The organism is Chryseobacterium sp. BGARF1 (assembly GCF_001677955.1).
Classification (GTDB): Bacteria; Bacteroidota; Bacteroidia; order Flavobacteriales; family Weeksellaceae; genus Chryseobacterium.
Genome location: NZ_LELA01000042.1, coordinates 197,374 through 210,752, shown reverse-complemented (window position 1 = coordinate 210,752; position 13,379 = coordinate 197,374). Strand labels below are relative to the sequence as shown.

The following is a 13,379-nucleotide window of genomic DNA, read 5'->3' as shown; positions in this document are numbered from 1 at the left end:
AGGAACATTCCTCCTTAGCTCAGTTGGTTAGAGCATCTGACTGTTAATCAGAGGGTCCTTGGTTCGAGCCCAAGAGGAGGAGCAAAAAGACTTACATTATTGTAAGTCTTTTTTGTTTTATTTTCTTCCCAAAATATAACTTCGCTTTTTTTATCAAATATCAGCTTTAACCTTTCTCTAGGCACAATATTCATAGCTTTATTTTCGTTACATTTGCAGTTTTACAGATAAACATAAAAGTCTTTAAAAAACTTTTAAAATTTAATAATAAAACAGCATAGTTTTTGTTTAGCTAATTGCTCGAAGATACGAATGATGTCAACCAATCAATTTAAATACGGTTTCCTATACATATCCCTTTTTATAACCAGTCTTTTTCATGCCCAAAACTCAGCAAACGGAAAGATCGTAGATGCTAAGACCAATAAAGAGATTACTGCTGTTGAAGTTTTTATTAATGATAACAATATACCTGTTCTTACAACCACTTCCGGAAGCTTCACGGTAAAATCTGACAGTATTATTTACAAACTAAAATTTCAGAAAAAAAACTATGCTTTAGAAAGTGTAGAAATTACTCAGGATAATAGCAATAATCTTATTATAAAGCTTTCTTCTGAAAAAGTAAGCAGCATTGAGGAAGTTGTTATTCACAACGAGAAAACAAAATTTAAAAATAAAAAAGAAAATCCTGCATACCGAATTATGCAGGAAGTCTGGAAACGTAAGAGAAATAACGGTCTTGATAAATTTAATACCTACACCTACAAAGAATACGAGAAAATCCAGTTTGATGCCAATAATCTCGACAGTGCTTTTATGCACAAAAAAATATTTAATAAGTTAGATTTTATCTTTGATTATGCCGATTCTACCGCAAGAGGAAAAATGGCGTTGCCTATTTTCTTAAATGAATCTATTTACAATCATTTCGGACAAAACAAACCCAATAAAAAAACTAAAAAGCTTTTAGTTGCCCAGAAAACTTCGGGTTTTCAGGATAATCAAGTGATCGCAATTACAGCTAAAAACCTTTACCGTGACATCAATATCTATGATAACACTTTAAATTATTTCGATATTGGTTTTCCAAGCCCTGTAGGAACCGACGGTTTTAGTACCTATGATTACAATTTGACGGATACGGTATCCATTCGAGGAGAAAGAGCTTATAAGATACGTTATCAGCCTAGAAGAACTGAGGTTTTGGCTTTTCAGGGATATCTTTATATTGACACCGATTCTTATGCGGTTTTAGAAGCTACTTTAAAGTCTACCAATAAAATTAATATCAACTTCATCAATTCGATTTCTACTGAATTGGAATATGATAATCCGGATGATGAAACATTTTTGCCTAAAAAATACGTCACAGAAATAGAAATGACTCCCTTTTCTAAAAAGAAGACGGCAAAAAGTGTCATAGCTAAAAGGTCCGTAGATTATTCTGACTATGATTTTGATAAGCCTTTGTCTGATACCGTTTTCACACGAAGAAAAGAAGAATATGATGACCGCTTTGTTGATAAGGATGATGCTTTTTGGACGAATGCAAGACCAGATTCTTTATCTAAAGAAGAAAAAGGCGTTTATGAAATGCTTGACAGATTGCAACAAACTCCGAAATTCAACAGGATCATTAAACTTACAGAAACATTGGCATCTCGATATTATAATGTAACTAAAGGAATTGATTTGGGTCCTATAACATCTATTTACGGGAAGAATGAAGTGGAAGGTGACAGAATAAGACTTGGAGCCAGAACATATTTTACTCAAAATGACCCTTGGAGAGTGGAGTTTTATAATGCGTATGGTTTTAAAGATCAGCAATTCAAATATGGAGTCGAAGGTCGATATATGTTCAATAGGGTAAACCGTTTTATGATTGGAGGAGGAACAAAAAGAGACATTACGCAACTTGGAGTACAGTTAACCACTGAAGACGGAATTTTATCACGTTCATTTGCTTCTTCAACGGTTTTTGCAAGAGGAGAAAATGCTTCTTTGAGTTCGGTAAACCAAACAAGTTTCTTTACATCTATTGAGCCTTGGAAAAATTTCCAGGTAAGAGTTGACGGAACGATGCAAAGCATTAAGTCGGCTAATCCTTCAGGTTTTAGCTTGATGTATTTTAGAAATGGAGATTTAAGAAAAACAACCAATGATTCGCATGTTACGATAAGTTTAATTGCAAGACCGGGAGCTACGTTTTCTCAAACAGGAGTTGACCGCTACGAGCATGGAACTTTGGCACCGACCATTGTTTTAAAATATACGAGAGGTATTGAAGGTTTGTTTAATGCAGATTTTAATTATAATAAATTGCAGTTTATGTTTTACAAACCGATACTTTTGGGAAGCTGGGGGAAAACATTGCTGAATTTTGAAGCCGGGAAAAACTTTGATACCGTTCCTTTGGCGTTGCAGAATATCATTCCCGGAAATCAGTCGTATGGAATTGTTCCGAATACCTTTGCTCAGTTGAATTATTATGAATTTGTTGCAGATACGTATTCAACACTTCATATAGAACATCATTTTAACGGTAAGATACTTTCTTTCATCCCTTTAATTAAGAAATTGAAGTTAAGAGAAGTTGCGTTCATTAGAGGAGCTTACGGATCTTTGAGTGACGCATCAAAAAATATCAATGTAGATAATATAAAATACTCGGCTCCAGACCAGCAAATTTATTACGAATATGGTTTTGGTATTGAAAATATTGGCTTTGGAAATATCAGGATTTTCCGTGTAGATTTCAACTGGAGAGGAAACTATTTAGACAGACAAGATGTGTCTAAATTTGGAATAAAGGCTGGCTTCCAGTTTGGGTTTTAATTCGGAAAACTTAATTGGAAGGTTTAACACATTAATCACAAAGATTTTCAATTCTCATTCTACGTATTTTAGAACACATTAGAGAAAAAATCTCAGATTTTTATTTGCTAGTCGTTGCTTCTTTGTTGAAAAAAAACTTTCCTACAATTTAATTGCTCATAAACTGCTCACGAAAAATCTTTGATTTTTCATTTCTTATATGCTCTTTTAGTGCGTATTTATTGTAAATCTTCTTATGTGACTTATGTGTTTAAAGACTCTCTTAATGCTCAGTTTAAAACACAAAAAATCCTCAACAAAAATGCTGAGGATTTTATTTTTATAAAACGCTAATTTAATTATGCGTTTGGTTCAATAGATACGTATGATCTGTTGTTTGCTTTCTTTCTGAAAACTACTTTACCGTCAACAAGAGCGTGCAAAGTGTGATCTTTACCCATACCAACATTTTCACCTGGGTGATGTTGAGTACCTCTTTGTCTGATAATAATGTTACCAGCAATAGCGTCTTGTCCACCGAAAATCTTCACACCTAATCTTTTAGAATGAGATTCTCTACCGTTTTTGGAACTACCAACTCCTTTCTTGTGTGCCATTTTATTCTAAGGTTTTTTGGTTTAACAATTATTCTGCGCTTTCAGCAGCGTCAGCTTTTTTAGTTGTTTTTTTAGCAGGCTTCTCTGCTTTTTTTCCTTCAAATCCTGTAATACCAGTGATTTTGATTTGAGTTAAAGATTGTCTGTGACCGTTTTTAACTTCATAACCTTTTCTTCTTTTCTTTTTGAAGATGATTACTTTATCAGCTTTTACGTGGTCAAGGATCTCTGCCTCTACAGTGATACCGCTTACAGCTGGGGCGCCTACTGTGATTGCTCCGTTTACAGTAAGTAAGATTTTATCGAAAGATACTTTTCCTCCTTTATCTCCTTTCAAACGGTTCACAAACAACTTCTGGTCTTGCTCAACTTTATATTGAAGCCCTGCTATTTCTACAATTGCAAACATTGTCTATAAATTTTTAGTTAATTCGAGGTGCAAATGTACTGATTATTTTGATAGTAACAATATGATTTTGAGAATTTTTCTACTTTCTGTGTAAATTTAATTCCAGTTGATTGTTGACCGATTTATATTTTTTAGACATTGACTCTTCAAAATACTTAATAATTTCTGCATTGCTCGTCAGTTTTGCTCCTCCTTCAGTGGTCACTTCCATCGAAGTATTAGGATCTGCTAAATCAAGTTTGATGTCTTTAGCCGGATCATTTTTATAAGACATATACTGTTTTTTGTATTGAGCTAGGTTGACTTTTACTCCTTCGAATTCATGCTTGGCCTCTTTTTCCAATGCTAAAATATAATCCCAGGAATGATCTTCAGCTTTCAATTTTTTATTTCCTTTTAATGAAAATTGATGCGATTTGGTTTTGTCTTCCAATTTTACAATTAAACCGGGTAAACCGTGAAACTTGTACGGTCCATCCGGAAAAGGCAAATCTTTAGAAAACCAAGCTTCCCAAATTCGTCCTCCAAAATTCGCTGTTGCTTTTTGGCAATTGTAGTTTTCAATTTTTTGTGTTTCAGGAAGGATCTGCCATTTTATCACAGGAGTTTCTTCTACGATCATATTGGTCTGTTCAATATTTGTAAACCAAGTAGTTTTAAAACTCGGATATGACTTTTCTATTAAATAAGAAATATTCCATTCGTCTGTGGTGGAAGAATAGCTTATACTGTTGGGTGTAGATCTCCTTTGCTCAATGATCGAATTGTTTGCGATAGAATCACTCGCAAATTTTGCCTGACCATAAAAATAAGATTTAGTAGGGAAAATATCAAGATTGACAAATTCTTTTTTCAGACTGTCTGTTTTTGTAGAATCAATTCTAAACTGATATTCGTAAGTGAAACGGTTCCCCTGTGCTGATAGATTCAGGAAAGCAAGAAAAAGCAAAATGAGGCTAAAATTTAATTTCATGAGGATGTGATTTTTTTCCAAATATAGAAATTAAATTGCTTCTATTTTATTTGTACTTGGGTTTAAATCATATCCGAACAATAATTTTTCACCTGCATAGCATAGTTTTTTTTCAGTATGAATTAGTGAATTATTTCACATTATTGTATATCTTCGCTTTCACCAAAATATTTCAATATGAAAAGAAACTTTAATTTCTGCTTACTAGCAGGAGCGTTTGCTGTATTCTCATTATCAGCATGTAACGACGATACAATGGAAATCTCTGTATCTGAATCTCAAACAGAAAATTTAAAACCTGAGCAGCCAGGCGAGCTCGAAAAGATTTGTTATTATGTAGACCAGTATTGGAGTTCAAATGCCGTATTGACAACATCATTGCCGAACTCTACAGACACGAGTTTTATGAATGCTCAGATGACAAAAATTGCCAGCTTATGGGGAAGAAGTAATCCGACACTGCGTTTCGTAAATGATCCATCTAGCCCAAACTCTACGTATAATGCGATTTCGTATTCTACCGGAAAGATTTATTATGGCTATGCGATCTATGCCGATGCAAAAAGCAAAGGCGGAAACATCGTTAATGCAATGATCCTCGCTCATGAATACGGCCATCAGTTGCAGTATATTTTTGGACTTCCGTCTGTAAGTGAATCTACAGCAAGGCCAAACGAACTGGAAGCGGATGGTTTTGCAGGATATTATTTAAGAAGACCCAATGGCTACAACCAGACATCATTTGCTCAGATCGCAGCAGCGTATGAATTTGCCCAAAGTATTGGCGATTATCAGACAACCAGTGCAGGACACCATGGAACGCCGCCTCAGAGAAGATCTGCAGTGCGTTTAGGTTTTCTTTTAGGGCAGTATGATCTTTCTGCAGCAGATTTTGACTACAACTTCTTTTATTATTATCAGGGAGTTTTAAACGGAACCTACAAAATGGCAAAAAACTCGAAGTTTCCTGAGTTAGATGCTTACATGAGTCAGTATCTTGATGAGTTGAAACAAATTCAGTCAGGAGAGATTTCTGCTGAAGAGTTTAAAGAGCTTAAATAAACATTCATTTTAATATCTTTTATTATAGAGGTAGACTTTGTTCTTACCTCTTTTTCTTTGTGTACAATATTCACAAAGTTTAATTACTTTTGAAAAATATTCCACATTTAGATGAACAGAGATCTTTACATAGATTTTGCGAAAGGTTTAGCCACGCTTTCCATTATATTTATTCACACCGCATTTTGGTCGGGACAGTTTTATATTATTCCGGAAATCCGAGTCTTTTCTTTGGTTTTTGATGTTGCGATTTTTTATGCTTTAAGCGGAATTACCTCAGGTTCTAATATCGAGAAAACGTTTTATAGACTATTAAAATTGCAGATAACGTACATGATTTTTGTAACATTGCTGTTCTTTTTAGATTATTTCTTTAAAATATTCGGGCTCACCTTTTTCTCACTCGAATGGTTGCAAAATTTCTACTCTACGTTTGGTTCAAAATATTCAGCAACGAGTATTTCTACAGCTCCGCAATGGCAGAATTTAGGAAATTGGTACCTTCACGAATACAGAAATGCAGATACTTTTCCTGTTGTGATGGGTAGTTTTTGGTATCTTAAAGTATATTTTATTTTAACGGTTTTCGGAGTTTTAATTTTAAAATTCTTCCCGAAACACGTCAATTGGTTTATCGGACTTTGTGTCGCTCTAACTTTATTGTTTAATATTTTCCCGGAAATTTATCCAAGCGGGCAAGTAGGATATGTTGCTTTTTATATGACTGTTTTTCTTGTTGGAAATAGAATGAAAGGCAAAAAAATTCCTACAAAAATAATCCCTGTTCTTTACGGATTAGTGGCATTAGCTTTAGTTTGGATGTTTTGGTACTTCGGAAACGAAATCTTTTTTAAAATCAATAAGCAAAAATTTCCGCCGCAAACGCCATATATTATCTGGACTTTGTTTTCACTGACGACCTTGTTTGTCTTATACAACAGATTAAAAATTACCAAAGAAAGTTTTATTACTTATATTGGTAAAAATGCCATTTTCTTTTATTTCGGTCAGGGAATCAGCTCGTCATTGGTTTATTTTCTCGTTGTTCCGATGAAAGAATTGATGCCTTGGTGGGTTTTAATGATTATTATTTACTTCATAAATGTTGCTTTGGCGTTTATTATTGCAACGGGTTTAAAGAAATTTGATGCTTTTGGCTGGAATATTTTAGAATTTTTAAGAAAGAAAACGGCTTCTCAAAAGTAAATTTGCTATCGAATTTAAAACAAAACGATAATTCTTATCGCAATTTATTTTAAATTTACAGAAATTTTTAAATTATGTTTAAGTTGAAACTTCCTACCGATCCAAGGTGGGCAAATATTGCAGAGGATAACATTCAAGAAATTTTAACCGATCATGCCTGGTGCGAGCAAAAAGCGGCGACCAATGCGATTGGACTGATTACAATGCTTCCGGAACGTCCAGATATTGTAAAAGAACTTTTGGCAATTGCTCAGGAAGAACTGGAACATTTCGGACAGGTTCTTGAGATTATTACAAAACGAGGCTACACTTTTGGACGTACAAGGAAAGATGATTACGTCAACGAATTGGTCAATTTTATTCAAAAAGGAGGGCACAGAGATACTTTAATTGTCGATAAAATGCTTTTTGCAGCGATGATTGAAGCCAGAAGTTGTGAACGATTTAAAGTTTTAACAGAAAATATAAAAGACGAAGAACTAAAAACTTTCTATAAAGAATTAATGATTTCTGAAGCTAATCATTATACCACATTTATCGGTTTTGCAAGACAGCTTGGTGACCCTGAAAAAGTGAATAAAAGATGGGAAGAGTGGCTGGAATATGAAGCGGGCATCATAAAATCTTACGGAAACAAAGAAACTATACACGGATAAAAATACATTGAAAAAACCGACTTTTGAAAATCTGACTAATTTTTTTCTGAAAAACTTCTTTCAGGGATTATTAATTATTGGCCCAATCGGATTGACCATTTTTGTAATCTGGTATGTGATAACGTCGATTGACAATATCATTCCGTCCGTTGCAAGTGAAATTCCGGGGTTGGTTTTCGTGTCTACTTTGCTGATCACTGCTTTGTTGGGGTATTTAGGAAACAAATTTGTTGTCGGAAGATTTTTTGTAGATGCGGTTGACAGACTTTTAGAAAAAACTCCGGGTATCAAGCATATTTATTCGCCTACCAAAGATGTGATGTCTTCGTTTGTAGGTGACAAGAAGAAATTTAGCGATCCGGTTTGGGTGAAAACCAACGAAAATCCGGAAATCTGGAGGATAGGCTTTCTCACGCAAAGGGAAATGGCTGATGTACACAAGCACAATTTTGTAGCAGTTTACCTTCCGCATTCTTATGCGATTTCTGGCTGGGTGATTGTGACTGAAGAAAAAAATATAAAACCTGTTGTAGGAATGTCTGCAGCTACAGCAATGAAATTTGCAGTAAGCGGCGGTGTAGCAGGTTTTCATTCAGATGAAAATATATTTAAAGCTCCTGAGTAAATTTCTTTTACTCACTTTAAACTGTCTGATTTTAAAACGTTAAGAAATTTGACACTTTCAAAAAGTTAAAGCATAGTGCTTAATAAACATTTTTTTAGTGTTTTTCTTAATTAAACTTAACATCTTAATTTAATCTTAATGGTTAAATTTTAAACAGTCTCAAAAATACATCTGATGCTTTGAAATTAATTTCAAACAAATTTTTCTTTAATAAAATCTAAAAAATATATCACATGGAATTACCATACGCAGAACCGTTTCGTATTAAAATGGTGGAAGAAATCCGTCAATCTACAAGAGAAGAAAGAGAACAATGGCTGAAAGACGCTAAGTTCAATTTATTTAATCTAAAATCTTCTCAGGTTTACATCGATCTTTTAACAGATTCTGGAACAGGAGCGATGTCAGACAGACAATGGGGCGCTTTAATGACCGGAGACGAAAGTTACGCTGGGTCTCGTTCATTTGAAGAGCTGCACAATACAGTTAAAAGAATTACAGGTTTTAAATATTTATTACCAACACACCAAGGAAGAGCTGCTGAAAACGTTTTGTTTTCGGTTTTGGTAAAAGACGGTGATGTGGTTCCTGGGAATTCACATTTTGACACTACAAAAGGACATATCGAAATCAGAAAAGCACACGCAATCGACTGTACGATTGATGAGGCTTTTGACATTAATGATCTTCATCCTTTCAAAGGAAATATCAACCTTGAAAAATTAGAAGAAGTTTACAAATCTCATCCAAAAGAGCAGATTCCTTTCTGTTTGGTTACCATTACATGTAATTCTTCAGGAGGTCAACCAGTTTCTCTTGAAAATATGAAAGCCGTAAAAGCACTTTCAGACCAATACGGAATTCCAGTATTTTTTGACTCTGCAAGATTTGCTGAAAACGCTTATTTTATTAAAAAAAGAGAAGCAGGTCAGGAAAACAGAAGCATTAAAGATATCTGTAAAGAAATGTTTTCTTACGGAGAAGGAATGACGATGAGTTCTAAAAAAGACGGTTTGGTAAACATCGGAGGTTTCATTGCTTTAAATAATGAAGAGGTTTTCAGAAAAGCATCAAACTTCACGATTATTTATGAAGGTTTCATCACTTACGGTGGAATGGCAGGAAGAGATATGGCGGCTTTGGCAGTTGGTCTTGATGAAGCGACAGAATTTGCTTATTTGGAAAGCAGAATTTCTCAGGTTGAATATCTTGGAAATAAATTAATTGAATACGGAATTCCTGTTCAGAAACCGATTGGCGGACACGCTGTTTTCATCGATTCATTAAATTTCTTACCTAATGTTTCTCGTGCAGAATATCCGGCACAGACTTTAGGTCTTGAAATCTACAAAGAAGCAGGAATCAGAACGGTTGAAATCGGAACTTTGTTAGCAGACAGAGATCCTGAAACCAGAGAAAATCGTTATCCGAAATTAGAGTTGGTTCGTTTGGCAATTCCTAGAAGAACGTACACGAATAATCATATGGATTACATCGCAGCTGCGGTGAACAATGTATATGAAAGAAGAAATGAAATTTCAAAAGGGTACAACATTACTTGGGAACCTGAAATTTTAAGACACTTTACCGTGCATTTGGAAGAAGCTTAAATTCATTAAAATAATTGATAAAGTTGGGGCGCAAAATTTAATGTTTTGTGCCCCAACTATGTTTGATAATGTCTTTTTTGATAGGATTTTATCCTATCCTTTGTTAAATCGTCCCTTTGGGACTCTCTTTTTAAATTTATTTCTTAGATATTTTATACAGTTTTCCGCTGTCGGTAACTCCGTAAAGATTTCCGTCAGAACCATTTAAGACATCCCTGAATCTTTCTTTTTGATCTAAAAGAAGACGTTCTTCGCCTACAACTTTATTGTCTTTCAAAACAATTCTGTTGATGTGTTGACCGCTCAAACAGGCGATGAATAAATTGTTTTTCCATTCATCAATATTTCCGGTGTAGAAAGTTACCCCACTTGGGGAAACTACAGGATCCCAATAGTAAACAGGCTGTTCGGTGCCTTCTTTTTGTGTCGTTCCGTTATTGATTTTTTCTCCTGAATATTCAATTCCATACGTTACATCGCCCCAACCATAATTTTTCCCGGGTTGAATTAAATTAATTTCATCTCCGCCTCTCGGTCCCATTTCAATATCCCAAAGCTGACCTTTTTCATCTAAAGCCAAACCTTGCGGGCTTCTGATCCCGAAAGCATAAATTTCAGGTTTATAACCGGTTTTACCGATGAATGGATTTCCCGGAGCCGGTTTTCCATCTTTGGTTATTTTTAAAATTTTTCCTAAATAATTATCGGTTTTCTGAGCATAAACACGAGTTTCTTTATCTGACCTTTCGCCTGTGCTTACAAAAAGATTTCCGTCTTTATCAAAAACCAATCGGCTTCCGTAATGTTTGTCGCCGTCATAAGTTGGTGTCGCGCGGAAAATTACTTTTACTTCAGAAATATTTTTTAAATCAGATGAAAGTTTTCCTTTTGCAACGGCTGTATGATTTCCGCCTTCATAAGGTTCAGAATAGCAGAAATAAATAATATTATTGGTTTTAAAATCAGGATCGAGCGCAACATCGAGCATTCCGCCTTGTCCTTTTGCATCTACTTTCGGGAATCCTTCAATTTTAGAAATTTGCTTTCCATCGGTTGAAACAACATTCATGAAGCCTGTTTTTTCTGTTATCAGGAATTTTCCGTCAGGTAAATTGATGATTCCCCACGGTCTGCCGAGGTCTTTAGTGAGAACTTCTACATTATAAGGGGTTGTTGTTTTTACAGGAGTAATGCGAGTTTGTCCTTCAAAAGCAGGTTTGTAGTTGGTGTTTGCTTTTTCTTCTTTTGCAGAAGGCTCGCTTGGTTTTCCTTTTCCCTGACAAGAAACAATTGTTGTTGCTGAAGCCAGTAAAATGGGTAAGAGGAAGTTTTTCATATTTAAAATTTAGATTGGTTTCTAAGATAAAAGGAAAAATAATGCCACAAAAAAATTGTGCAATTAAAAATTTATTCTACATTTGTAGAGTAAGATTTAACATTGTAGAATATGAATGAAATAAAACTCACAAACTCAGAAAAAATATTGATGGATATTCTTTGGGAAAAAGAAAAAGCATTTTTGAAAGATATTTTAGAATCATATCCTGATCCTAAACCGGCAACAACTACTGTGGCAACGGTGCTTAAAAGAATGCAGAATAAAGATCTGGTAGGCTTCAAACTTTTTGGAAACTCTCGCGAGTATTTCCCGAAAGTGGCAAAAGGAGAATATTTCAATGATGAAATGACTTCTATGATTGACCGTTTTTTCAACAGCTCAGTAACGCAGTTTGCATCGTTTTTTACTTCAAATTCTAAACTGTCGCAGAAGCAATTGAAAGAACTTCGGGATATTATCGATGAAAAGATAAAAAAATAGTCATGGCAACAATCGTTTTAAAAATAATTCTGTGTTCGGGTATTTTGCTGGGTTTGTATCATGTGTTTTTAGTAAAAGAAAAGACTTTTACATTCAATAGGTTTTACTTAATTGCAGCTTTGCTATTTTCATTATGCATTCCATTTGCAACGATAGAGACGAAAGAAGTTGCAAAAGAAATTCCAGCAACAGTTTTTGTAGAAAGTATTGAACAGCCTGTAGAAGCGCAAATCGTAACGCAGCAGGAAAGTTTTGATTATACACCAATTCTTTTAATCATTTATTGTAGTATCGCTGCTTTTTTGCTTTTCAAGATTGTTTATTCAGTTTTAAAAATTAAAAAATTAAAAGGAATAAAAATTAAGTATCAAAACAGAACTGTTCTTCTTCTGAAACAAAATCTTGCTCCTTTCAGTTTTTGGAATACCATTTACCTTTCAGAAACTTATTTTAAAGATTCTAAAATTGAAGATTCTGTATTTCTACACGAAGAAATTCATATAAAACAAAAGCATTCTGTAGATATTCTTTTTGTAGAGGTTTTAAAGGCTGTTTTCTGGATCAATCCTTTTATCTATTTCTATAAAAAAGCGATGGTCGATAATCATGAGTTTATTGCTGACGAAAGTGTAATTAGTAAGAATAAAAACATAAAAAGTTATCAGGAACTCATTCTACAGGAAATTTTAAAACAACAGAATCTTCCCTTAATCCATCAGTTTAATTTTAATAACACCAAAAAAAGATTTATTATGATGAATAATGAAAATTCAAAATTTGCGAAGGTAAAAAACTATCTTGCAGTACCGGTATTTGCTGTTTTAGCAATCGTTTTTGCAGAAAAAACATATGCAAAAGATACAACCGACAATCCTGACCTCAATATTTTTCAAGAGAAAAATACTCCTCTAATGACAAATTCAAACAGCGAAAAATTTGTAAAAAATAAAGAAATTGGGATTGGTTTTAATGGAGTAGCATATAATGAGATTAAAAAAGATACAATTTCTCCTAGAAAAAACATCAATGCAAAGGTTTCAGAAGTAAAAACGATGTCAGAGAAACCAGACTCGAAAATGATTCAAGATATTTCGACAGCAATGGAAGGAGTTGCTGCGAACTTGGTGCCTGCAGAATATCCAGGAGGAGTCAATAAATTGAGAAATTTGATTCAAACAAGTTTTAATAGTGCTGTAATGACAGGTAATGAAGGGTTAGTAAAATCTACCATAACTTTTGTTGTTGGTCAAAATGGAATGGTAAGAGATATCAAAATATCTGGAGAAAATGAAAAAATTAACAATGAAATATATAGAGTTACAAAACTGGCAAATGACAATGTAACCTGGAAACCCGCTACAAAAGATGGTGAGCCTGTAGCGTATCAGTATAAAATTCCTATCGCTATGAATTTTGAAATTTACAAAGAAGCACAATAAATATAATAGCGCTTTGAGCTATATCAATTTCAACCGCAAAGTTTGATGCTTTGCGGTTTCTTATTAATTAAAATTTCATCTAAATCAGAAATCATAATTTTATGACTTCACTCTTCATCGTTGCATTTTTTTATTTCCTAAAT

At 34.0% G+C, this 13,379-nt stretch carries 11 protein-coding genes, 1 tRNA gene and 1 pseudogene; 9 read left to right on the top strand and 4 right to left on the bottom strand.

Going from position 1 to position 13,379, the window contains the following annotated elements:
• Positions 1-8: 8 nt before the first annotated feature.
• Both AB671_RS08300 and AB671_RS08295 read left to right on the top strand, forming a co-directional pair.
• Positions 9-82: transfer RNA gene (locus AB671_RS08300), tRNA-Asn, on the top strand.
• Between the two features lie 230 nt (positions 83-312).
• Positions 313-2,841, top strand: a complete 2,529-nt coding sequence (locus AB671_RS08295; RefSeq protein ID WP_228391035.1) for a DUF5686 family protein — start codon at positions 313-315, stop codon at positions 2,839-2,841.
• A 338-nt stretch (positions 2,842-3,179) separates the two neighbouring features.
• Here the strand turns inward: AB671_RS08295 and rpmA are convergent, their stop codons facing one another.
• From rpmA to AB671_RS08280, 3 genes and pseudogenes are all read right to left on the bottom strand, one after another.
• A complete protein-coding gene (gene rpmA / locus AB671_RS08290; RefSeq protein WP_034677604.1) occupies positions 3,180-3,437 on the bottom strand; it encodes a 50S ribosomal protein L27 in 258 nt (85 codons plus the stop codon).
• Between the two features lie 31 nt (positions 3,438-3,468).
• Positions 3,469-3,846: pseudogene (gene rplU, locus AB671_RS08285) on the bottom strand (50S ribosomal protein L21); the annotation flags it as partial.
• 79 nt (positions 3,847-3,925) lie between these two features.
• Complete coding sequence (locus tag AB671_RS08280; RefSeq protein WP_066675327.1) at positions 3,926-4,819, bottom strand: GLPGLI family protein; 894 nt, start codon at positions 4,817-4,819, stop codon at positions 3,926-3,928.
• Positions 4,820-4,996: 177 nt separating this feature from the next.
• On the opposite strand from AB671_RS08280, the gene AB671_RS08275 reads away from it, so the two are divergent.
• From AB671_RS08275 to AB671_RS08255, 5 genes are all read left to right on the top strand, one after another.
• Positions 4,997-5,881 carry a metalloprotease gene (locus AB671_RS08275; protein ID WP_066675325.1) on the top strand — a complete coding sequence of 295 codons (885 nt, stop codon included), beginning with the start codon at positions 4,997-4,999 and terminating at the stop codon, positions 5,879-5,881.
• Positions 5,882-5,992: 111 nt separating this feature from the next.
• Positions 5,993-7,087, top strand: a complete 1,095-nt coding sequence (locus AB671_RS08270; protein WP_066675323.1) for an acyltransferase family protein — start codon at positions 5,993-5,995, stop codon at positions 7,085-7,087.
• A gap of 74 nt (positions 7,088-7,161) precedes the next feature.
• A complete protein-coding gene (locus AB671_RS08265) occupies positions 7,162-7,743 on the top strand; it encodes a tRNA-(ms[2]io[6]A)-hydroxylase (protein WP_066675320.1) in 582 nt (193 codons plus the stop codon).
• 7 nt (positions 7,744-7,750) lie between these two features.
• On the top strand, positions 7,751-8,368 hold the full coding sequence (locus tag AB671_RS08260; RefSeq protein ID WP_066675318.1) for a DUF502 domain-containing protein: 618 nt from the start codon (positions 7,751-7,753) through the stop codon (positions 8,366-8,368).
• 233 nt (positions 8,369-8,601) lie between these two features.
• Entirely contained in the window at positions 8,602-9,978 is a 1,377-nt protein-coding gene (locus tag AB671_RS08255) for a tryptophanase (protein WP_066675316.1), read from the top strand.
• A gap of 136 nt (positions 9,979-10,114) precedes the next feature.
• On the opposite strand, the gene AB671_RS08250 is transcribed toward AB671_RS08255, so the two are convergent.
• A complete protein-coding gene (locus AB671_RS08250) occupies positions 10,115-11,314 on the bottom strand; it encodes a PQQ-dependent sugar dehydrogenase (protein ID WP_066675314.1) in 1,200 nt (399 codons plus the stop codon).
• 111 nt (positions 11,315-11,425) lie between these two features.
• On the opposite strand from AB671_RS08250, the gene AB671_RS08245 reads away from it, so the two are divergent.
• Positions 11,426-11,797: a BlaI/MecI/CopY family transcriptional regulator gene (locus AB671_RS08245; RefSeq protein ID WP_066675306.1), complete on the top strand. Its 372-nt coding sequence runs from the start codon at positions 11,426-11,428 to the stop codon at positions 11,795-11,797.
• Positions 11,798-11,799: 2 nt separating this feature from the next.
• On the top strand, positions 11,800-13,236 hold the full coding sequence (locus tag AB671_RS08240; RefSeq protein ID WP_066675303.1) for a M56 family metallopeptidase: 1,437 nt from the start codon (positions 11,800-11,802) through the stop codon (positions 13,234-13,236).
• The last annotated feature ends 143 nt before the right edge of the window (positions 13,237-13,379 follow it).